General features: G+C 42.8%; 34 protein-coding genes and 1 pseudogene. All 35 read left to right on the top strand.

Going from position 1 to position 18,466, the window contains the following annotated elements; all coding sequences use genetic code 11:
- The first annotated feature begins 156 nt into the window (after positions 1-156).
- The 35 genes and pseudogenes from rpsJ (at position 157) to truA (ending at position 18,460) form a co-directional block, all read left to right on the top strand.
- Positions 157-465, top strand: coding sequence for a 30S ribosomal protein S10 (gene rpsJ, locus QR42_RS00720; protein ID WP_003156464.1), 309 nt, complete (start codon positions 157-159; stop codon positions 463-465).
- Positions 466-502: 37 nt separating this feature from the next.
- Positions 503-1,132 (top strand): 50S ribosomal protein L3, encoded by a 630-nt coding sequence (gene rplC / locus QR42_RS00725; RefSeq protein WP_024425597.1) that lies wholly within the window; start codon positions 503-505, stop codon positions 1,130-1,132.
- A 27-nt stretch (positions 1,133-1,159) separates the two neighbouring features.
- Positions 1,160-1,783, top strand: a complete 624-nt coding sequence (gene rplD / locus QR42_RS00730; protein ID WP_007496312.1) for a 50S ribosomal protein L4 — start codon at positions 1,160-1,162, stop codon at positions 1,781-1,783.
- Complete coding sequence (gene rplW, locus QR42_RS00735; RefSeq protein WP_003217016.1) at positions 1,783-2,070, top strand: 50S ribosomal protein L23; 288 nt, start codon at positions 1,783-1,785, stop codon at positions 2,068-2,070. Before rplD ends, rplW begins: the two co-directional genes overlap by 1 nt.
- 28 nt (positions 2,071-2,098) lie before the next feature.
- Entirely contained in the window at positions 2,099-2,932 is an 834-nt protein-coding gene (gene rplB, locus QR42_RS00740) for a 50S ribosomal protein L2 (protein WP_024425599.1), read from the top strand.
- Positions 2,933-2,989: 57 nt separating this feature from the next.
- Positions 2,990-3,268 carry a 30S ribosomal protein S19 gene (gene rpsS, locus QR42_RS00745; protein WP_003216920.1) on the top strand — a complete coding sequence of 93 codons (279 nt, stop codon included), beginning with the start codon at positions 2,990-2,992 and terminating at the stop codon, positions 3,266-3,268.
- Between the two features lie 17 nt (positions 3,269-3,285).
- Positions 3,286-3,627, top strand: a complete 342-nt coding sequence (gene rplV / locus QR42_RS00750; RefSeq protein WP_007496316.1) for a 50S ribosomal protein L22 — start codon at positions 3,286-3,288, stop codon at positions 3,625-3,627.
- A 3-nt stretch (positions 3,628-3,630) separates the two neighbouring features.
- Positions 3,631-4,287 carry a 30S ribosomal protein S3 gene (gene rpsC / locus QR42_RS00755; protein ID WP_003217241.1) on the top strand — a complete coding sequence of 219 codons (657 nt, stop codon included), beginning with the start codon at positions 3,631-3,633 and terminating at the stop codon, positions 4,285-4,287.
- A 1-nt stretch (position 4,288) separates the two neighbouring features.
- On the top strand, positions 4,289-4,723 hold the full coding sequence (gene rplP / locus QR42_RS00760) for a 50S ribosomal protein L16 (RefSeq protein WP_003156478.1): 435 nt from the start codon (positions 4,289-4,291) through the stop codon (positions 4,721-4,723).
- Entirely contained in the window at positions 4,713-4,913 is a 201-nt protein-coding gene (gene rpmC / locus QR42_RS00765) for a 50S ribosomal protein L29 (RefSeq protein WP_003217155.1), read from the top strand. Before rplP ends, rpmC begins: the two co-directional genes overlap by 11 nt.
- A 25-nt stretch (positions 4,914-4,938) precedes the next feature.
- Positions 4,939-5,202: a 30S ribosomal protein S17 gene (rpsQ, locus tag QR42_RS00770; protein ID WP_003216906.1), complete on the top strand. Its 264-nt coding sequence runs from the start codon at positions 4,939-4,941 to the stop codon at positions 5,200-5,202.
- Between the two features lie 39 nt (positions 5,203-5,241).
- Positions 5,242-5,610 (top strand): 50S ribosomal protein L14, encoded by a 369-nt coding sequence (rplN, locus tag QR42_RS00775; protein ID WP_003216882.1) that lies wholly within the window; start codon positions 5,242-5,244, stop codon positions 5,608-5,610.
- A 35-nt stretch (positions 5,611-5,645) separates the two neighbouring features.
- Positions 5,646-5,957, top strand: coding sequence for a 50S ribosomal protein L24 (gene rplX, locus QR42_RS00780; RefSeq protein ID WP_008356538.1), 312 nt, complete (start codon positions 5,646-5,648; stop codon positions 5,955-5,957).
- A gap of 25 nt (positions 5,958-5,982) precedes the next feature.
- Positions 5,983-6,522: a 50S ribosomal protein L5 gene (gene rplE, locus QR42_RS00785; protein ID WP_039175986.1), complete on the top strand. Its 540-nt coding sequence runs from the start codon at positions 5,983-5,985 to the stop codon at positions 6,520-6,522.
- A gap of 22 nt (positions 6,523-6,544) precedes the next feature.
- Positions 6,545-6,730 carry a 30S ribosomal protein S14 gene (gene rpsN, locus QR42_RS00790; RefSeq protein WP_008356542.1) on the top strand — a complete coding sequence of 62 codons (186 nt, stop codon included), beginning with the start codon at positions 6,545-6,547 and terminating at the stop codon, positions 6,728-6,730.
- A gap of 31 nt (positions 6,731-6,761) precedes the next feature.
- Positions 6,762-7,160 carry a 30S ribosomal protein S8 gene (gene rpsH / locus QR42_RS00795; RefSeq protein ID WP_007496327.1) on the top strand — a complete coding sequence of 133 codons (399 nt, stop codon included), beginning with the start codon at positions 6,762-6,764 and terminating at the stop codon, positions 7,158-7,160.
- 31 nt (positions 7,161-7,191) lie between these two features.
- Positions 7,192-7,728, top strand: coding sequence for a 50S ribosomal protein L6 (gene rplF / locus QR42_RS00800; protein ID WP_008345395.1), 537 nt, complete (start codon positions 7,192-7,194; stop codon positions 7,726-7,728).
- A gap of 32 nt (positions 7,729-7,760) precedes the next feature.
- Positions 7,761-8,123 (top strand): 50S ribosomal protein L18, encoded by a 363-nt coding sequence (gene rplR / locus QR42_RS00805; protein ID WP_008356544.1) that lies wholly within the window; start codon positions 7,761-7,763, stop codon positions 8,121-8,123.
- A gap of 24 nt (positions 8,124-8,147) precedes the next feature.
- Complete coding sequence (rpsE, locus tag QR42_RS00810; protein ID WP_007496332.1) at positions 8,148-8,648, top strand: 30S ribosomal protein S5; 501 nt, start codon at positions 8,148-8,150, stop codon at positions 8,646-8,648.
- A 13-nt stretch (positions 8,649-8,661) separates the two neighbouring features.
- On the top strand, positions 8,662-8,844 hold the full coding sequence (gene rpmD, locus QR42_RS00815) for a 50S ribosomal protein L30 (protein ID WP_003217067.1): 183 nt from the start codon (positions 8,662-8,664) through the stop codon (positions 8,842-8,844).
- 30 nt (positions 8,845-8,874) lie between these two features.
- Entirely contained in the window at positions 8,875-9,315 is a 441-nt protein-coding gene (gene rplO, locus QR42_RS00820; protein ID WP_003216888.1) for a 50S ribosomal protein L15, read from the top strand.
- 1 nt (position 9,316) lies between these two features.
- Positions 9,317-10,609, top strand: a complete 1,293-nt coding sequence (gene secY, locus QR42_RS00825; RefSeq protein WP_007496334.1) for a preprotein translocase subunit SecY — start codon at positions 9,317-9,319, stop codon at positions 10,607-10,609.
- Between the two features lie 55 nt (positions 10,610-10,664).
- Positions 10,665-11,318 carry an adenylate kinase gene (locus QR42_RS00830; RefSeq protein WP_024425604.1) on the top strand — a complete coding sequence of 218 codons (654 nt, stop codon included), beginning with the start codon at positions 10,665-10,667 and terminating at the stop codon, positions 11,316-11,318.
- Positions 11,315-12,061: a type I methionyl aminopeptidase gene (map, locus tag QR42_RS00835; protein ID WP_003217210.1), complete on the top strand. Its 747-nt coding sequence runs from the start codon at positions 11,315-11,317 to the stop codon at positions 12,059-12,061. The genes QR42_RS00830 and map overlap by 4 nt, the downstream gene beginning before the upstream one ends.
- A gap of 27 nt (positions 12,062-12,088) precedes the next feature.
- Positions 12,089-12,395 (top strand): annotated as a pseudogene (locus tag QR42_RS19525) (KOW domain-containing RNA-binding protein).
- Complete coding sequence (gene infA / locus QR42_RS00840) at positions 12,373-12,591, top strand: translation initiation factor IF-1 (RefSeq protein ID WP_003217190.1); 219 nt, start codon at positions 12,373-12,375, stop codon at positions 12,589-12,591. The pseudogene QR42_RS19525 and the gene infA overlap by 23 nt, the downstream one beginning before the upstream one ends.
- Before the next feature lie 31 nt (positions 12,592-12,622).
- Complete coding sequence (rpmJ, locus tag QR42_RS00845; protein WP_003156543.1) at positions 12,623-12,736, top strand: 50S ribosomal protein L36; 114 nt, start codon at positions 12,623-12,625, stop codon at positions 12,734-12,736.
- Positions 12,737-12,757: 21 nt separating this feature from the next.
- Positions 12,758-13,123 (top strand): 30S ribosomal protein S13, encoded by a 366-nt coding sequence (gene rpsM / locus QR42_RS00850; protein WP_003217023.1) that lies wholly within the window; start codon positions 12,758-12,760, stop codon positions 13,121-13,123.
- A 20-nt stretch (positions 13,124-13,143) separates the two neighbouring features.
- Entirely contained in the window at positions 13,144-13,539 is a 396-nt protein-coding gene (gene rpsK, locus QR42_RS00855; protein WP_003217231.1) for a 30S ribosomal protein S11, read from the top strand.
- A 175-nt stretch (positions 13,540-13,714) separates the two neighbouring features.
- Positions 13,715-14,659, top strand: coding sequence for a DNA-directed RNA polymerase subunit alpha (locus tag QR42_RS00860; RefSeq protein WP_003217009.1), 945 nt, complete (start codon positions 13,715-13,717; stop codon positions 14,657-14,659).
- Between the two features lie 75 nt (positions 14,660-14,734).
- A complete protein-coding gene (gene rplQ, locus QR42_RS00865) occupies positions 14,735-15,097 on the top strand; it encodes a 50S ribosomal protein L17 (RefSeq protein ID WP_003216944.1) in 363 nt (120 codons plus the stop codon).
- Positions 15,098-15,223: 126 nt separating this feature from the next.
- Entirely contained in the window at positions 15,224-16,066 is an 843-nt protein-coding gene (locus tag QR42_RS00870) for an energy-coupling factor ABC transporter ATP-binding protein (protein ID WP_008356549.1), read from the top strand.
- Entirely contained in the window at positions 16,042-16,911 is an 870-nt protein-coding gene (locus QR42_RS00875; RefSeq protein ID WP_039175989.1) for an energy-coupling factor ABC transporter ATP-binding protein, read from the top strand. The genes QR42_RS00870 and QR42_RS00875 overlap by 25 nt, the downstream gene beginning before the upstream one ends.
- Positions 16,908-17,705 carry an energy-coupling factor transporter transmembrane component T family protein gene (locus QR42_RS00880; protein ID WP_039175992.1) on the top strand — a complete coding sequence of 266 codons (798 nt, stop codon included), beginning with the start codon at positions 16,908-16,910 and terminating at the stop codon, positions 17,703-17,705. Before QR42_RS00875 ends, QR42_RS00880 begins: the two co-directional genes overlap by 4 nt.
- Before the next feature lie 11 nt (positions 17,706-17,716).
- Entirely contained in the window at positions 17,717-18,460 is a 744-nt protein-coding gene (gene truA / locus QR42_RS00885; protein WP_039175993.1) for a tRNA pseudouridine(38-40) synthase TruA, read from the top strand.
- The last annotated feature ends 6 nt before the right edge of the window (positions 18,461-18,466 follow it).

Here is an 18,466-nt window from a genome sequence, read left to right on the forward strand (position 1 = left end):
ACACGCAGGCCAATTTGGTACAATAGTGCATGTTGGTCTTTGACTGCGATGAAGTGAGAGGTTGCTGACACACCCGGCCGCTTTGCCATGGCGAGGTGATCAGGTTTTTCTCACGGAGAACTGTCTAACGTAAGTAGGCGAAAAGGAGGGAAAATAATGGCAAAACAAAAAATTCGTATTCGTTTAAAAGCATATGATCATAGAATTCTTGATCAATCTGCTGAGAAGATTGTTGAAACGGCTAAGCGTTCTGGTGCTAGTGTATCTGGTCCAATCCCGCTTCCAACTGAAAAATCAGTTTACACAATCCTTCGTGCGGTGCATAAGTACAAAGATTCTCGTGAGCAATTCGAGATGCGTACTCACAAACGTCTAATCGACATCGTGAATCCAACTCCACAAACAGTTGATGCACTTATGCGTTTAGATTTACCATCTGGTGTAGATATCGAAATCAAACTTTAATTCAAATAGAAAACACATATTATAGGAGGTGTGACTAATGACCAAAGGAATCTTAGGTAGAAAAATTGGTATGACGCAAGTATTCGCAGAAAACGGTGATCTTATCCCTGTAACTGTTGTTGAGGCTGCTGCTAACGTTGTTCTTCAAAAGAAGACTGTTGACACGGATGGCTATGAAGCAATCCAAATCGGTTTTGATGACAAACGTGAAAAGCTTTCTAACAAACCAGAGAAAGGCCACGTTGCTAAAGCGGAAACTGCTCCTAAGCGCTTCGTAAAAGAATTACGCGGTGCGGAGTTAGATGCGTATGAAGTTGGTCAGGAAGTCAAAGTTGATATTTTCGCAAATGGAGATATCGTAGATGTAACAGGAACATCAAAAGGTAAAGGATTCCAAGGGGCTATCAAACGCCACGGACAATCACGCGGACCAATGACTCACGGTTCACGTTACCACCGTCGTCCTGGTTCAATGGGACCTGTTGATCCAAACCGTGTATTCAAAGGTAAACTTCTTCCAGGTCGTATGGGCGGAGAGCAAATCACTGTCCAAAACCTTGAGATCGTTAAAGTTGATGCAGAACGCAATCTTCTATTGATCAAAGGAAACGTACCAGGAGCTAAAAAATCTCTAGTAACTGTAAAGAGTGCAGTTAAATCTAAATAACTCTCTTAGGAAAGGAGGAAACAAGTCATGCCAAAAGTAGCATTATTTAACCAAAACGGTTCTACTAACGGTGAAATCGAATTAAACGCTTCTGTGTTTGGAATTGAGCCAAACGAAAGCGTAGTATTCGATGCTATTCTTATGCAAAGAGCTTCCTTACGTCAAGGAACTCACAAAGTAAAAACTCGTTCTGAAGTACGTGGCGGAGGTCGTAAGCCTTGGAGACAGAAGGGTACAGGTCGTGCTCGTCAAGGTTCTATCCGTTCACCACAATGGCGCGGAGGCGGTATCGTATTCGGTCCAACACCACGCAGCTATTCTTATAAATTACCTAAAAAAGTTCGCCGCTTGGCTATCAAGTCAGTATTGTCTTCTAAAGTAATCGACAACAACATCATCGTTCTTGAAGATCTGACTCTTGATGCAGTGAAAACGAAAGAATTCGCAGGCATCCTTAAAGGATTATCTGTTGAGAAGAAAGCGTTGATCGTCACTGCGGATGCAAACGAAACAGTTGCTTTATCTGCTCGTAACATCCCTGGAGTAACAGTTGTTGAAGCTAACGGTATCAACGTTCTTGACGTTGTCAACCACGACAAACTTCTGATCACTAAAGCAGCGGTTGAAAAAGTAGAGGAGGGACTTGCATAATGAAAGATCCTCGTGATGTTCTAAAGCGCCCTATCATTACTGAACGTTCTGCTGATCTAATGACAGAGAAGAAGTACACGTTCGAAGTTGATGTCAGAGCTAACAAAACAGAAGTGAAAGACGCTGTTGAAGAAATCTTTGGAGTGAAAGTTGAGAAAGTCAACGTTCAAAACTACAAAGGAAAATCAAAACGCGTTGGACGCTACACTGGTATGACTAGCCGTCGCAGAAAAGCGATCGTGAAATTAACTGCTGACAGCAAAGAAATCGAAATTTTTGAAGCGTAAATCTTAAAAAGAAGGAGGGAAATTCAAAATGGCGATTAAAAAGTATAAACCAACCAGTAATGGTCGTCGTGGCATGACTACTTCAGATTTTGCTGAAATCACGACTGACAAACCAGAAAAATCGTTGCTTGCACCGCTACACAAAAAAGGCGGACGTAACAACCAAGGTAGATTGACTGTTCGTCATCAAGGTGGCGGTCACAAACGTCAATACCGTATCATCGACTTTAAGCGTGATAAAGACGGTATACCTGGACGCGTTGCTACAATCGAGTATGATCCAAACCGTTCAGCGAACATCGCTCTTGTAAACTATGCAGATGGTGAGAAACGTTACATTCTTGCTCCGAAAGGAATCCAAGTTGGTACTGAAGTTACTTCTGGACCAGAAGCTGACATCAAACCAGGTAATGCTCTTCCACTTATCAACATCCCAGTTGGTACAGTTGTGCATAACATTGAATTAAAACCAGGTAAAGGTGGACAATTAGTTCGTTCTGCTGGTACTTCTGCTCAAGTTCTAGGTAAAGAAGGTAAATACGTTCTTGTACGTTTGAACTCAGGAGAAGTTCGCATGATTCTTTCTGCTTGCCGTGCGACTATCGGTCAAGTTGGAAACGAGCAACACGAATTAATTAACATCGGTAAAGCTGGACGTTCTCGCTGGAAAGGCGTACGCCCAACAGTTCGTGGTTCTGTAATGAACCCTAACGATCACCCACACGGTGGTGGTGAAGGACGCGCTCCAATCGGACGTAAATCACCAATGTCTCCATGGGGTAAACCGACTCTTGGATTCAAGACTCGTAAGAAAACCAACAAGTCTGATAAATTCATTGTACGTCGTCGTAAAAACAAGTAACGGGGTTGTCTACGGTTCATTTAGGACCGTAGTTCAATCACGAAGGGAGGTTCCACAATGGCTCGCAGCTTAAAAAAAGGACCATTTGTTGATGATCATTTGATGGCTAAAGTCGAGAAATTGAATGAAACTGACAAAAAGCAAGTCGTAAAAACTTGGTCTCGTCGTTCTACAATTTTCCCACAATTCATCGGTCACACAATCGCTGTCTATGACGGACGCAAACATGTACCTGTTTTCATTTCTGAAGATATGGTAGGTCACAAATTGGGCGAATTCGCACCAAGCCGTACTTACAAAGGTCATGCTAGTGACGATAAAAAAACAAGACGCTAATGAGAGGAGGCTTTTAAATGCAAGCTAAAGCTGTCGCAAGAACAGTCCGTATTGCTCCTCGTAAAGCACGTCTAGTAATGGACCTGATCCGAGGTAAGCAAGTAGGAGAAGCAGTTTCTATCTTAAACCTTACACCTAAGGCTGCTTCACCAATTATTGAAAAAGTATTAAAATCTGCTATCGCAAACGCTGAGCACAACTACGAGTTGGACGCTAACAGCCTAGTGATTACTCAAGCATTCGTTGACGAAGGTCCAACACTTAAGAGATTCCGTCCACGTGCTATGGGTCGTGCGAGCGCAATTAACAAACGTACTAGCCACATTACAATCGTTGTATCAGAAAAGAAGGAGGGATAATCCGTGGGTCAAAAGGTAAATCCAGTAGGTCTTCGTATTGGCGTCATTCGTGATTGGGAATCTAAATGGTTCGCAGGAAAAGATTACGCTGACTTCTTACATGAAGACTTGAAAATCCGTGAATTCATCAGCAAGCGTTTGTCTGACGCGTCTGTTTCTAAAGTAGAAATCGAACGTGCTGCAAACCGCGTAAATATCACAATCCACACGGCTAAACCAGGTATGGTAATTGGTAAAGGCGGATCTGAAGTTGAAGCACTTCGTAAAGCTCTTAACAGCCTAACTGGCAAACGTGTACACATCAACATTCTTGAAATCAAGAGAGCAGATCTTGATGCTCAGCTAGTTGCTGAAAACATCGCTCGTCAACTTGAAAACCGTATTTCATTCCGTCGTGCACAAAAACAAACAATCCAACGCACAATGCGTGCTGGAGCACAAGGAATCAAAACAATGGTTTCTGGTCGTCTTGGCGGTGCAGATATTGCTCGTTCTGAATATTACAGTGAAGGTACTGTTCCATTGCACACACTTCGTGCTGACATCGACTATGCTACTGCTGAAGCTGATACTACTTATGGTAAGCTTGGCGTAAAAGTATGGATCTATCGTGGAGAAGTCCTTCCAACTAAGAAGAATACTGCGGAAGGAGGAAAATAATATGTTATTGCCAAAACGCGTGAAGTATCGCAGAGAACATCGTGGAAAAATGCGTGGTCGTGCAAAAGGCGGTACTGAAGTACATTTCGGTGAGTACGGTATCCAAGCTCTTGAAGCTTCATGGATCACAAACCGTCAAATCGAAGCTGCTCGTATTGCTATGACTCGTTACATGAAACGTGGCGGTAAAGTTTGGATTAAAATTTTCCCTTCTAAGCCATACACAGCTAAACCTCTAGAGGTCCGCATGGGTTCCGGTAAAGGTGCTCCAGAAGGATGGGTAGCTGTAGTAAAACCGGGCAAAGTTTTATTTGAAATTTCTGGTGTGTCTGAAGAAGTGGCTCGTGAAGCTCTTCGTCTTGCATCTCACAAATTGCCAATTAAAACGAAGTTCGTAAAACGTGAAGAAATTGGTGGTGAATCAAATGAAAGCTAATGAAATTCGTGACCTTACCACTGCTGAAATTGAACAAAAAGTAAAGTCTCTTAAAGAAGAACTTTTCAATCTTCGTTTCCAATTAGCGACTGGGCAGCTTGAAAATACTGCTCGCATTCGTGAAGTGCGTAAATCAATCGCACGCATGAAAACTGTGATTCGTCAAAGAGAAATCGCTGCTAATAAATAATAATTAGAGGGGAGGCCCCGCAAACATGAGCGAACGTAACCAACGTAAAGTGTATCAAGGTCGTGTTGTTTCTGACAAAATGGATAAAACCATCACTGTTGTAGTTGAAACATACAAAAAGCATTCACTTTATGGCAAACGTGTAAGATACTCTAAAAAGTTCAAAGCACATGATGAAAACAACCAAGCAAAAATCGGAGACATCGTAAAGGTCATGGAAACTCGTCCTTTATCTGCGACTAAACGCTTTCGTCTAGTTGAAGTTGTCGAAGAAGCCGTTATTATCTAATAAAGTTCGGATTTCTTTTTCCGAAAGGAGGTAACATTAATGATTCAACAGGAGACTCGTTTAAAAGTAGCTGACAACTCTGGCGCACGCGAAGTACTAACGATTAAAGTTCTTGGTGGCTCTGGACGTAAAACGGCTAACATCGGTGATGTCATTGTTTGTACGGTTAAACAAGCAACACCTGGAGGCGTTGTCAAAAAAGGTGAAGTTGTGAAAGCAGTTATCGTTCGTACTAAGAGCGGAGCTCGCAGAAACGATGGATCTTACATCAGTTTCGACGAAAATGCTTGTGTCATCATCCGTGACGACAAGAGCCCACGTGGAACTCGTATCTTCGGACCAGTAGCACGTGAACTTCGTGAAAACAACTATATGAAAATTGTTTCTCTAGCACCAGAAGTACTTTAATGAATACAATCCGCGACTCAAGGAGGTGCGATTAAATGCATGTTAAAAAGGGCGATAAAGTAGTGGTTATCTCTGGTAAAGATAAAGGTAAACAAGGTGTCATCCTTGCTGCTTTCCCTAAAAAGGAACGTGTTTTAGTAGAAGGTATTAACCTTGTGAAAAAACACTCTAAACCAACCCAAGCTAACCCTCAAGGCGGGATTTCTGAACAAGAAGCGCCGATCCACGTATCAAACGTAATGCCGCTTGATCCTAAAACGGGTGAAGTGACACGTGTTGGGTATAAAGTTGAGGACGGAAAGAAAGTCCGTGTAGCGAAAAAGTCTGGGCAAGTTCTAGATAAATAGTAAATAAGGAAGGGAGGTCTTTCTCATGAACCGCCTTAAAGAAAAGTATGTAAAAGAAATTACACCTGCATTAGTTTCTAAGTTTGAATACACTTCAGTAATGCAAGTGCCAAAAATCGAAAAAATCGTGATCAACATGGGTGTTGGTGACGCCGTTCAAAACGCTAAAGCAATCGATACTGCTGTTGAAGAATTAACGTTTATCGCTGGTCAAAAACCTGTCGTTACTCGTGCGAAGAAGTCTATTGCTGGATTCCGTCTACGTGAAGGAATGCCAATCGGTGCGAAAGTAACACTTCGCGGAGAGCGCATGTATGATTTCCTTGATAAACTTATTTCTGTGTCTTTACCACGTGTACGTGACTTCCGCGGGATTTCTAAGAAATCTTTCGACGGTCGTGGAAACTACACGCTTGGTATTAAAGAACAGTTAATCTTCCCAGAAATTGATTACGATAAAGTAACAAAGGTCCGCGGTATGGATATCGTTATCGTTACTACTGCCAATACGGACGAAGAAGCATGTGAGTTATTAACTCAAGTAGGTATGCCGTTCCAGAAATAATCAATGAAAGGGAGGCGAAATCGTGGCTAAAAAGTCTATGATTGCGAAACAACAACGCAAACAAAAGTTTAAAGTTCAAGAGTATACGCGCTGCGAACGTTGTGGACGTCCACATTCAGTTATTCGTAAGTTTAAACTTTGCCGTATTTGTTTCCGCGAACTTGCATATAAAGGACAAATTCCTGGCGTTAAAAAAGCCAGCTGGTAATCCCCATAAATGGGAAGGAGGTTATTAAATAATGGTTATGACAGATCCGATTGCAGATTTGCTGACTCGTATTCGCAATGCGAACATGGTACGTCATGAGAAGCTAGAAGTACCGGCTTCAAAAATCAAAAGAGAAATTGCTGAAATCTTAAAGCGTGAAGGTTTTATCCGTGACGTTGAGTACGTCGAAGACAGCAAACAAGGAATAATCCGTTTGTTCCTTAAATACGGCCAAAACAACGAACGTGTTATCACTGGTCTTAAAAGAATCAGTAAACCTGGTTTACGCGTATATGCGAAATCAAATGAAGTACCACGTGTACTTAACGGACTTGGAATCGCAATTATTTCTACATCACAAGGTGTTTTATCGGACAAAGAAGCCCGTGCTAAACAAGCTGGTGGAGAAGTACTTGCTTACGTATGGTAAAAAAAGTTTAAGATGAATGGAGGTGCTTGGTATGTCTCGTATAGGTAAAAAACTAATCGAGATCCCTTCAGGAGTAACTGTGACAAACAACGATAACACAGTGACAGTAAAGGGACCAAAAGGTGAACTAACTCGTGCATTTCACCCTGATATGGAAATTAAAATTGAGGACAACGTCTTAACTGTAAGCCGTCCGTCTGAAAATAAAGAACACCGTGCATTACATGGTACAACACGTAGCTTGATTGCTAACATGGTTGAAGGTGTATCTAAAGGTTTCGAAAGAGGTTTAGAACTTATCGGTGTCGGTTACCGTGCAGCTAAATCTGGAAACAAACTTGTTCTTAACGTTGGATACTCTCACCCAGTTGAAATCGTTCCTGAGGCTGGAGTTGAAGTAGAAGTTCCATCTCAAACGAAAGTAATCGTTAAAGGTATCGATAAAGAGCGTGTAGGAGCTCTAGCTTCTAACATCCGCGCTGTCCGTGCTCCAGAGCCTTACAAAGGTAAAGGAATTCGTTACGAAGGTGAATTCGTTCGCCGTAAAGAAGGAAAAACTGGTAAGTAAGATCGCTTAAAGTGAAGAAAGGAGTGACTCGGATGATTACGAAAACTAGCAAAAACGCTACTCGTCTTAAAAGACATGCTCGTGTTCGTGCGAAACTTTCAGGTACTGCTGAAAGACCTCGCCTTAACGTTTTCCGTTCTAACAAGAATATCTACGCTCAAGTAATTGATGATGTTAACGGTGTAACACTTGTAAGTGCTTCTACTCTTGATAAAGAGTTAAAGATCGAGAATAGTTCTGACACTGCAGCTGCTACGAAAGTTGGCGAACTTGTTGCAAAACGTGCTGTTGAAAAAGGAATCTCTAACGTGGTATTTGACCGCGGAGGATACCTATATCATGGACGTGTAAAAGCTCTAGCTGAAGCTGCTCGTGAGGCTGGACTTAAATTTTAATAAAAGAAGGAGGGACACATCCGAATGAGTCGTATTGACCCAAGCAAATTAGAGTTAGAAGAACGCTTAGTTACGGTTAACCGCGTAGCGAAAGTTGTTAAAGGTGGACGTCGTTTCCGTTTTGCAGCTTTAGTTGTTGTCGGTGACAAAAACGGTCATGTAGGTTTCGGTACTGGTAAAGCACAAGAAGTACCAGAAGCGATCCGCAAAGCTGTTGAAGATGCGAAAAAGAATTTAATTGAAGTACCAATGGTTGGAACTACAATTCCACATGAAATCATCGGTCGATTCGGTGCAGGAAACGTTCTATTGAAGCCTGCTTCAGAAGGTACAGGAGTTATCGCTGGAGGCCCAGTGCGTGCGGTACTTGAGCTTGCTGGTCTAGCTGATATCCTTTCTAAATCTCTAGGTTCTAATACACCGATCAACATGATCCGCGCAACACTTCAAGGTTTAAGTGAGCTTAAACGTGCTGAAGATGTAGCGAAGCTTCGTGGAAAATCTGTAGAAGACCTGTTAGGATAAGGAGGGAACAATAATGGCAAATAAATTAGAAATTACCCTCAAACGCAGTGTAATCGGTCGCCCTGAAGATCAGCGTGTCACTGTTCGTACTCTTGGTCTTAAGAAAACAAACCAAACAGTCGTACATGAAGACAATGCAGCGATCCGCGGCATGATTAACAAGGTGTCTCATTTAGTTTCTGTTAAAGAACAATAAAACATTTTTAATCGATAAGGAGGTGCCCAAATGAAACTTCATGAATTGAAGCCTTCAGAAGGTTCACGTAAAGTACGCAACCGTGTTGGTCGTGGTATTGGATCAGGTAACGGTAAAACTTCTGGTAAAGGTCATAAAGGTCAAAACGCTCGTTCTGGCGGCGGTGTACGCCCTGGTTTCGAAGGTGGTCAGATGCCTTTATTCCAACGCCTTCCAAAACGTGGTTTTACAAACATCAACCGTAAAGATTACGCGGTAATCAACTTAGACAGATTAAACAGTTTTGACGAAGGAACGGAAGTAACTCCTGAACTTCTTCTAGAGACTGGTGCAATAAGCAAGTTAAAAGCAGGAGTAAAAATTCTTGGCAACGGTAAATTAGAAAAAAAATTAACTGTAAAAGCCAATAAATTCTCTGCTTCTGCGAAAGAAGCGATTGAAGCTGCTGGCGGTACAGCCGAGGTGATCTAACTTGTTTAAGACAATCTCCAATTTTATGCGCGTGAAAGATATACGGAATAAGATTATATTCACACTTTTAATGTTAGTCGTCTTTCGTATAGGTGCTTTCATCCCTGTGCCTAATGTGAACGCCGAAGTTCTCCAGGCACAGGATCAAATGAGTGTTTTCGGAATCCTCAACACGTTTGGGGGCGGGGCACTTTTCCAATTCTCCATTCTTGCAATGGGGATTATGCCGTATATCACTGCTTCGATCATCATTCAGCTCTTGCAGATGGATGTTGTTCCGAAGTTTACTGAGTGGTCAAAGCAAGGAGAGGTTGGCCGCCGAAAATTAGCACAATTCACAAGGTATTTTACAATTGTTCTAGGATTTATCCAGGCGTTAGGAATGTCATATGGATTCAACAATATGGCAGGAGGCATGCTGATTGAAAACCCTGGTGTATCAACGTATCTCTTAATTGCGGTCGTACTCACTGCGGGAACAGCATTTTTAATGTGGCTGGGCGAGCAGATTACTGCTCACGGTGTTGGTAACGGTATTTCGATTATTATCTTTGCCGGTATCATCGCTGGTATCCCTCAAACATTAAAACAAGTGTACGCTCAACAATTTGTAGGTGGAGATGGACAGCTGTTCATGCAAATCCTTAAAATTGCCCTTATTGTAATTGCCATTCTTGTCATTGTTATCGGTGTTATTTACATTCAAATGGCAGTGAGAAAGATTGCAATTCAATATTCAAAAGGTACTGGTCGTGCACAAATGTCTGCTAGTCAAGCTACGCACCTTCCATTGAAAGTGAATCCAGCAGGGGTGATTCCAGTCATCTTTGCCGTTTCTTTCATTATTACTCCGCAGACGATCGCATCGTTCTTCGGAACCAATAATGTGACAACTTGGATAACCAACAACTTTGACTATACTAAGCCAATCGGTATGACGATTTATGTAGCACTGATTGTTGCTTTCACATATTTTTATGCCTTTGTCCAAGTCAATCCTGAACAAATGGCTGAAAATCTGCAAAAGCAGGGTGGCTATATCCCGGGAGTTCGTCCAGGGAAAATGACTCAAGATAGAATTACGAGCATTTTGTACCGACTCACGTTTGTGGGCGCCATTTTCTTAGCCGTGATTTCAATACTTCCTATCTTTTTCATTCAATTCGCTGGATTACCTTCCGCTGCACAAATTGGCGGCACAAGTCTTCTCATTGTTGTAGGTGTTGCACTTGAAACAATGAAACAGCTTGAAAGCCAATTAGTGAAACGAAATTACCGTGGATTTATGAAATAAAACAGAGGGCTGGGCAGCTGCCCAACCTCTCTAAGTAAGGAAGGGGAAATCCGAAATGAACTTAGTCTTAATGGGGCTTCCGGGTGCTGGTAAAGGCACTCAGGCAGAACGAATTGTTGATGATTATGGGATCCCTCATATCTCAACAGGAGATATGTTCCGCGCTGCTATGAAAGAGGAGACACAACTTGGGCTCGAAGCAAAATCCTTTATCGATAAAGGAGAGCTTGTTCCTGATGAGGTCACAATCGGTATTGTTAGAGAAAGACTTGGCAAAAATGATTGTGAACAAGGTTTTCTTCTGGACGGATTTCCGCGAACAGTCGCTCAGGCTGAAGCTTTAGAAGAAATTCTAAAGGACCTTGGCAGAACGATTGATTATGTCATTAATATTAAAGTCGATAAAGATGCTTTGATGGAGCGTCTGACTGGCCGAAGAATTTGCAAAAATTGCGGAGCAACATATCATTTAGTATTTAATCCACCTGCGAAAGAAAATGTTTGTGACAAGTGTGGAGGCGAGCTTTATCAACGTGCAGATGATAATGCAGAAACCGTTTCGACTAGACTTGAAGTGAACTTAAAGCAGACTGAACCTTTACTGAACTTCTATTCAGAAAAAGGATATCTTGCAAACATTGATGGTGCGAAGCACATTAACGATGTATATGCAGATATCAAGGACCTGCTTGGAGGATTAAATAAATGATTATCTGTAAAACTCCTCGCGAGCTTGAGATTATGAGAGAAGCTGGACGTATTGTCGCACTGACTCATGAAGAGCTGAAGAAACACATAAAACCAGGTATTTCGACAAAAGAATTGGATCAAATTGCCGAACGTTTTATTACAAAGCAGGGTGCAATCCCATCTTTTAAAGGGTATAATGGTTTTCGCGGGAGCATTTGCGTTTCGGTGAATGAAGAACTCGTTCACGGTATTCCTGGTAAACGGGTTTTACGTGATGGTGACATCATTAGTATCGATATTGGCGCAAAGTTAAATGGCTATCATGGTGACTCTGCTTGGACTTATCCAGTTGGGGTAATCAGTGATGAAGACCGCAAACTACTGGAAGTCACAGAGGAATCTCTATATAAAGGCTTACAGGAAGCAAAGCCAGGCGAACGTCTGTCGAACATTTCCCATGCCATACAAACGTATGTTGAAAATGAGAATTTTTCAGTTGTTAGAGAATATGTTGGACATGGGGTCGGACAGGATCTTCATGAGGACCCTCAAATTCCTCATTATGGTCCGCCCAACAAAGGCCCGCGGCTAAAACCTGGGATGGTGTTGGCCATCGAACCGATGGTGAACGCAGGCAGCCGATATGTGAAAACATTGGCTGATAACTGGACGGTTGTAACGGTTGATGGGAAAAAGTGTGCTCACTTTGAGCATACGATTGCGATTACAGATACAGGTTTTGATATACTGACTAAGATTTAGGTCTTCACTGAAGCCTTTCAGGCCCAAATCGGGCAGGTTGTCTGTATAGTCCAAAGAAAGAACAAGATCAGTATACAGGTGTCATCGGCATGTTCGTTGGCTGCCATGTACTAATCGCAGACGGAGAAAAGCGTAAATTTCATTCTCCTAAGAAAAAATATCAATCATATAACCTTTTATGATTGCGTATCTCCGGAAGTTCAGAACAGTATATTCAAAACAGGTCGGGTGATAGATGAACAATTGAGAGATTCTCATTTGGGCATTTGTCAGAGAGCAAGTTACTGATTTGAAGAAGGGAGAACACTTGAATGGCGAAAGACGATGTAATTGAAGTGGAAGGTACTGTAGCAGAAACTTTGCCAAACGCAATGTTCAAAGTTGAACTAGAGAATGGTCATACAGTTTTGGCTCATGTATCAGGAAAAATCCGTATGCACTTCATTCGCATTTTACCTGGAGACAAAGTTACGGTAGAATTATCTCCATATGACTTAACTCGTGGTAGAATTACGTACCGTTACAAATAAAGCAACTCCGGAAGAAGGAGGTTGGAAACACATGAAAGTGAGACCATCTGTTAAACCTATCTGTGAAAAATGTAAAGTGATTCGCAGAAAAGGAAAAGTAATGGTGATCTGTGAAAACCCAAAACATAAACAAAAACAAGGCTAATAACAAGGAGGTGCCCAAATCATGGCTCGTATTGCTGGTGTAGATATTCCACGTGATAAGCGTGTTGTCATTTCTTTAACATATGTTTTTGGAATTGGTCGTACGACTGCGCAACAAGTCCTTAAAGAAGCAGGTGTTTCTGAAGACACTCGCGTTCGCGATCTAACTGAAGACGAACTTGGTAAAATCCGTGATATCATTGACAAACTTAAAGTAGAAGGTGACCTTCGTCGTGAAGTTTCACTTAACATTAAGCGTCTAATTGAAATCGGAAGCTACCGCGGAATCCGTCATCGTAGAGGACTTCCTGTTCGTGGACAAAACACAAAAAACAACGCGCGTACTCGTAAAGGTCCGCGTCGTACTGTAGCTAACAAGAAAAAATAAGTAAAGGAGGTAGTTAAAGAATGGCTGCTGCTCGTAAACAAAATACGCGTAAACGTCGCGTGAAAAAGAATATTGAAGCTGGAATTGCTCATATTCGTTCCACTTTCAACAACACGATTGTAACGATTACTGATGTTCATGGAAACGCAATTTCTTGGTCAAGTGCTGGTGCATTAGGATTCAGAGGTTCTCGTAAATCTACTCCTTTCGCTGCACAAATGGCTGCTGAAACTGCTGCTAAAGGTTCTATCGAACATGGTCTTAAAACACTTGAAGTAACTGTTAAAGGTCCTGGTTCTGGTCGTGAAGCTGCAATTCGTGCGCTTCAAGCTGCTGGTCTTGAAGTTACTGCAATTAGAGACGTAACTCCAGTTCCTCATAACGGATGCCGTCCACCAAAACGTCGCCGCGTGTAATTTGTTTGTATAGATTTTGTGTCCCTGTCAATAATGGGTTATGATACAGTTATTTATGAGACGAATACACGACTCGTTGCCTGAGCACATACGGGACTAAACAATGAGGAATTTCGGATGGAATCTCATATGATTCTATTCGAGGTTTCGACGTTTTGAAGGAGGGTTTTATTAGATGATCGAAATTGAAAAACCAAAAATCGAAACGGTTGAAATCAGCGACGATGCCAAGTATGGCAAGTTTGTCGTAGAGCCACTTGAGCGTGGATATGGTACCACTTTAGGGAACTCCCTTCGTCGTATCCTTTTATCCTCACTTCCTGGTGCAGCTGTAACATCGATCCAGATAGATGGTGTCTTACACGAATTCTCAACGATCGAAGGCGTGGTTGAAGATGTTACAACGATTATCTTAAACATTAAAAAGCTTGCACTCAAAATCTACTCTGAAGAAGAGAAGACGCTTGAAATTGATGTACAAGATGAAGGTACTGTAACAGCTGCTGATATTACACACGACAGCGATATTGAAATCTTAAATCCAGATCTTCACATCGCAACTCTTGGCAAGAATGCGAGCTTCCGTGTTCGCTTAACTGCACAAAGAGGTCGCGGGTATAATCCTGCTGATGCAAACAAAAGAGACGATCAGCCAATCGGTGTGATTCCGATCGACTCAATCTATACACCTGTATCTCGTGTGACTTATCAAGTGGAGAACACCCGTGTTGGGCAAATCACAAACTATGATAAATTAACACTAGATGTATGGACTGATGGAAGCACAGGACCGAAAGAAGCGATCGCTCTAGGTTCTAAGATTTTAACTGAACACCTGAATATTTTCGTTGGGTTAACTGACGAAGCTCAGCATGCTGAAATCATGGTTGAGAAAGAAGAAGACCAAAAAGAAAAAGTGCTTGAAATGACAATTGAAGAGCTTGATCTTTCTGTTCGTTCTTACAACTGTTTGAAGCGTGCGGGTATTAACACTGTTCAAGAGCTTGCTAACAAGACAGAAGAGGATATGATGAAAGTTCGTAACCTTGGACGTAAATCTCTTGAAGAAGTGAAAGCGAAACTAGAAGAACTTGGACTGGGTCTTCGTAAAGACGATTGACTAGTTTCATTGTGAACTAGGATTTTCGTGTGTTTTTTATTCATACAGCATCTCTAATTAAGGAGGGGACATCACATGGCATACAGAAAGCTAGGACGCACTAGTGCACAACGTAAAGCAATGCTTCGTGACCTAACGACTGATTTGATCATCAACGAACGCATCGAAACAACTGAAACACGTGCGAAAGAACTTCGCTCTGTAGTTGAAAAAATGATCACTCTTGGCAAACGCGGAGATCTTCATGCTCGCCGTCAAGCTGCAGCTTACATTCGTAATGAAGTAGCTAACGCTGAAACAAACCAAGATGCACTTCAAAAATTATTCGCTGACGTTGCAACTCGCTACGAAGATCGCCAAGGTGGATACACTCGTATCATGAAGCTTGGACCTCGTCGCGGCGATGGCGCACCAATGGCTGTCATTGAATTAGTTTAATCACATATCGTGTATCTAAGAAAGGGCGGGACAGTTCATAACTGGATCTATGCCCTTTTTTAGGTACTACGGCTTTTTTTAGGAATAAGCAAAGAAGAGGTTGAGCTGAGAGGAGGTCCGGTAGAGATGGGGAAGACATTAATTGACGTAAAGGACATTGTATTTCGTTATCACAAGGATGCGGACAAGCCCGCTTTAGATCAAGTGTCACTGCATGTGAATCAAAATGAATGGCTCGCCATTGTTGGTCATAACGGTTCAGGTAAATCCACACTTGCCCGTGTGCTGAATGGGCTCATTTTACCGGATGCTGGTACGGTCAAGGTTGGAGAGATTGAGCTCAAAGAAGAAAGTGTTTGGGATATTCGCAAAAAGGTCGGAATGGTCTTTCAAAACCCAGATAACCAATTTGTGGGCTCAACGGTTCGTGATGATGTGGCTTTTGGTTTAGAAAATAACGGGGTTGAGCGGGAATTGATGATAGAACGTGTAGATTGGGCTGTCAAACAGGTCAATATGCAGGAGTTTCTTGATCAAGAGCCGCACCATCTATCAGGCGGGCAGAAGCAGAGAGTCGCTATTGCAGGTGTGCTTGCCGCAAGCCCTGACATCATGATCTTGGATGAAGCAACATCAATGCTTGATCCGATTGGCCGTGAAGAAGTGTTAGAGACTGTTAGACTACTGAAGGAACAAGGAACAGTCACAGTCATTTCCATCACACATGATTTAGACGAGGCTGCCAAGGCAGACCGCGTCATTGTGATGAATGGCGGGAAGAAATTTGCCGAGGGAACGCCAGAGGAAGTATTTGAACTAGATGAACAGCTGGTTCAGATTGGACTTGATCTGCCATTCTCCTATCGATTGAGCAAGCAATTGAAGCAGCAAGGTGTGCCGCTTGCAAATGCCCATTTGACACAAGAAGGATTGGTGAAAGAGCTATGGACATTACGATCAAAGAATTAGAGCATCGTTATCAAATGAAAACGCCGTTTGAGCGTCTCGCTTTGTATGATGTCAATGCTTCCATCAAAGAGGGCAGCTATGTCGCTGTCATTGGTCATACGGGCTCTGGCAAGTCTACATTGCTGCAGCATTTAAATGGATTGCTCAAACCAACGAAGGGGAGCATTGCGCTTGGAGAGACAGTTTTACAAGCCAATAAAAAGCAGAAGGATATGAAACCCCTCCGGAAAAAGGTAGGCATCGTGTTTCAGTTTCCTGAGCATCAGCTCTTTGAGGAAACCATCCTCAAGGATATCTGCTTCGGCCCGATGAACTTCGGTGTTCCTCAAGAGAAAGCAGAAGCGAAGGCGAAGGAGATGCTGAAACTGGTGGGTCTTCCTGAATCCCTATTATCTCGATCTCCCTTTGAACTAAGCGGTGGTCAAATGAGACGTGTGGCGATTGCTGGCGTTTTAGCGATGGAGCCAGAAGTGCTTGTGCTTGATGAGCCGACTGCTGGACTGGATCCACGCGGGCGGAAGGAAATTATGGACATGTTCTATGACCTTCATCAAAAGGCAAACCTCACCACGATCCTAGTCACACACAGTATGGAGGACGCCGCTCATTATGCGGATCAAATGATTGTGATGCATAAAGGGACAGTGAAGGCGACAGGCACACCGAGAGAGTTGTTTGCCAATCGTACAGACATGTCTTCGTTTGGTCTCGACCTCCCGGAAACGATTAAATTCCAGCAGACTGTAGAAGAAAAGCTAGGTATTACGTTTCCTAGGCCGCTTCTGACCATGGATGAAATGGCAGAAGCCTTAACAGCTCTTTATCAGGAGGACACGACATCATGATGGATAGTATGATTATCGGCAAATATGTGCCAGGTTCATCCTTTGTCCATCGTCTTGATCCAAGGACAAAGCTGTTATCAATTTTCTTTTTTGTCTTTATCGTCTTTTTTGCTAATAATTACATCACTTACGGGCTGTTAGGTGTCTTTACCATTCTTGTGGTGATGGTTTCTCAGGTGCCGCTATACTTTATTCTCAAGGGAATGAAGCCGATCCTATGGATTGTCCTGTTTACCTTTATTCTGCATATTTTCATGACAAAGGATGGCGTCTTGCTATTCCACTTTGGTTTTCTGAATATTTATGAAGAAGGTTTAAAGCAGGGGATCTTCATTTCACTCCGTTTTGTCTATCTCATTATGATGACGACACTTCTCACGTTAACCACAACGCCTATAGAAGTGACAGACGGAATGGAGAAGCTGCTGCACCCATTCCGTAAAATCAAACTGCCTGTTCATGAGCTTGCTCTCATGATGTCCATCTCACTTCGGTTTATTCCGACTTTACTAGAAGAGACGGACAAAATCATGAAGGCACAAATGGCTCGAGGCGTTGATTTTACAAGCGGACCTTTAAAGGATCGCATGAAAGCCATCGTTCCTTTGCTTGTTCCCCTTTTCGTCAGTGCGTTTAAGCGTGCAGAGGAACTGGCGACAGCGATGGAAGCGAGAGGCTACCGCGGGGGAGAAGGACGGACGAAATACCGTCAGCTTGTCTGGGGTATGAAGGACACGTTCACGCTGCTTCTATTCATCCTGTTAACAGCGCTCCTTGTGCTGCTTAGAAATTAGGTGATTCCTAGATGAAGGTCAAATGTACTGTATCCTACGATGGGACACATTTTAAAGGCTATCAGGTGCAGCCAGGGCAGCGAACCGTACAGACGGAGATTGAGTCTGCCCTTGCAAGAATGCACAAACAGGATGAACTGATTCCGATTGTGGCTTCCGGCCGGACAGACAGCGGTGTTCATGCAAAGGGACAGGTCATCCATTTTGAGACCCCGCTCTCGATTCCGATGGAGAGATGGCCTTTTGCCCTCAACAGCCTGCTGCCGGATGATATCCGTGTTTTAAAGGCTGAGGAGGTCGATGACTCGTTTCATGCCAGATTTGGTGTTGTTTCGAAAGAGTACCGTTATAAGGTCTCAACGGAAACGCACCAAAATGTGTTCACGAGACAGTATGCCTGCCACTATCCTTACCGGCTGGATATCGATAAAATGAGAGAAGCTGCTGAGCTCCTGATTGGGACACATGACTTTACAAGCTTTTGTGCGGCCAATACAGAGGTTCAGGACAAGGTGAGGGATATTTATGCCCTCGAGTGGAAAAACGTCTCAGACAGGCTTGAAATGCGTGTGAGAGGGAATGGTTTTTTATACAACATGGTGCGGATTATCGCTGGAACGTTGCTTGAAATCGGTTCTGGTAAATTTCACCCTGAGGAGATAAAAGCCATGCTTGCCGCCCGAAATCGCGAAGCGGCAGGCAAGACTGCGCCTAGTCACGGACTGTATTTATGGGAAGTTTTCTATGACAACTAAACCAGG

Origin of the sequence: Bacillus sp. WP8 (assembly GCF_000800825.1) — a bacterium.
GTDB lineage: Bacteria > Bacillota > Bacilli > Bacillales > Bacillaceae > Bacillus > Bacillus safensis.

Bases quoted from the DNA above. Each gene is read 5' to 3' on its own strand.
- rpsE (WP_007496332.1), top strand. From the start codon at position 8,148: ATGAGTCGTATTGACCCAAGCAAATTAGAGTTAGAAGAACGCTTAGTT.
- map (WP_003217210.1), top strand. From the start codon at position 11,315: ATGATTATCTGTAAAACTCCTCGCGAGCTTGAGATTATGAGAGAAGCT.
- rpmD (WP_003217067.1), top strand. From the start codon at position 8,662: ATGGCAAATAAATTAGAAATTACCCTCAAACGCAGTGTAATCGGTCGC.
- rplX (WP_008356538.1), top strand. From the start codon at position 5,646: ATGCATGTTAAAAAGGGCGATAAAGTAGTGGTTATCTCTGGTAAAGAT.
- rplB (WP_024425599.1), top strand. From the start codon at position 2,099: ATGGCGATTAAAAAGTATAAACCAACCAGTAATGGTCGTCGTGGCATG.
- QR42_RS00860 (WP_003217009.1), top strand. From the start codon at position 13,715: ATGATCGAAATTGAAAAACCAAAAATCGAAACGGTTGAAATCAGCGAC.
- rpsH (WP_007496327.1), top strand. From the start codon at position 6,762: ATGGTTATGACAGATCCGATTGCAGATTTGCTGACTCGTATTCGCAAT.
- rplN (WP_003216882.1), top strand. From the start codon at position 5,242: ATGATTCAACAGGAGACTCGTTTAAAAGTAGCTGACAACTCTGGCGCA.
- rplW (WP_003217016.1), top strand. From the start codon at position 1,783: ATGAAAGATCCTCGTGATGTTCTAAAGCGCCCTATCATTACTGAACGT.
- rpsQ (WP_003216906.1), top strand. From the start codon at position 4,939: ATGAGCGAACGTAACCAACGTAAAGTGTATCAAGGTCGTGTTGTTTCT.
- rpmC (WP_003217155.1), top strand. From the start codon at position 4,713: ATGAAAGCTAATGAAATTCGTGACCTTACCACTGCTGAAATTGAACAA.
- QR42_RS00875 (WP_039175989.1), top strand. From the start codon at position 16,042: ATGGACATTACGATCAAAGAATTAGAGCATCGTTATCAAATGAAAACG.
- rplV (WP_007496316.1), top strand. From the start codon at position 3,286: ATGCAAGCTAAAGCTGTCGCAAGAACAGTCCGTATTGCTCCTCGTAAA.
- infA (WP_003217190.1), top strand. From the start codon at position 12,373: ATGGCGAAAGACGATGTAATTGAAGTGGAAGGTACTGTAGCAGAAACT.
- QR42_RS00830 (WP_024425604.1), top strand. From the start codon at position 10,665: ATGAACTTAGTCTTAATGGGGCTTCCGGGTGCTGGTAAAGGCACTCAG.
- rpmJ (WP_003156543.1), top strand. From the start codon at position 12,623: ATGAAAGTGAGACCATCTGTTAAACCTATCTGTGAAAAATGTAAAGTG.
- rplO (WP_003216888.1), top strand. From the start codon at position 8,875: ATGAAACTTCATGAATTGAAGCCTTCAGAAGGTTCACGTAAAGTACGC.
- rplQ (WP_003216944.1), top strand. From the start codon at position 14,735: ATGGCATACAGAAAGCTAGGACGCACTAGTGCACAACGTAAAGCAATG.
- QR42_RS00880 (WP_039175992.1), top strand. From the start codon at position 16,908: ATGATGGATAGTATGATTATCGGCAAATATGTGCCAGGTTCATCCTTT.
- truA (WP_039175993.1), top strand. From the start codon at position 17,717: ATGAAGGTCAAATGTACTGTATCCTACGATGGGACACATTTTAAAGGC.
- rpsK (WP_003217231.1), top strand. From the start codon at position 13,144: ATGGCTGCTGCTCGTAAACAAAATACGCGTAAACGTCGCGTGAAAAAG.
- rpsJ (WP_003156464.1), top strand. From the start codon at position 157: ATGGCAAAACAAAAAATTCGTATTCGTTTAAAAGCATATGATCATAGA.
- rplP (WP_003156478.1), top strand. From the start codon at position 4,289: ATGTTATTGCCAAAACGCGTGAAGTATCGCAGAGAACATCGTGGAAAA.
- QR42_RS00870 (WP_008356549.1), top strand. From the start codon at position 15,224: ATGGGGAAGACATTAATTGACGTAAAGGACATTGTATTTCGTTATCAC.
- rplF (WP_008345395.1), top strand. From the start codon at position 7,192: ATGTCTCGTATAGGTAAAAAACTAATCGAGATCCCTTCAGGAGTAACT.
- rpsM (WP_003217023.1), top strand. From the start codon at position 12,758: ATGGCTCGTATTGCTGGTGTAGATATTCCACGTGATAAGCGTGTTGTC.
- rplE (WP_039175986.1), top strand. From the start codon at position 5,983: ATGAACCGCCTTAAAGAAAAGTATGTAAAAGAAATTACACCTGCATTA.
- rpsS (WP_003216920.1), top strand. From the start codon at position 2,990: ATGGCTCGCAGCTTAAAAAAAGGACCATTTGTTGATGATCATTTGATG.
- rplR (WP_008356544.1), top strand. From the start codon at position 7,761: ATGATTACGAAAACTAGCAAAAACGCTACTCGTCTTAAAAGACATGCT.
- rplD (WP_007496312.1), top strand. From the start codon at position 1,160: ATGCCAAAAGTAGCATTATTTAACCAAAACGGTTCTACTAACGGTGAA.
- rplC (WP_024425597.1), top strand. From the start codon at position 503: ATGACCAAAGGAATCTTAGGTAGAAAAATTGGTATGACGCAAGTATTC.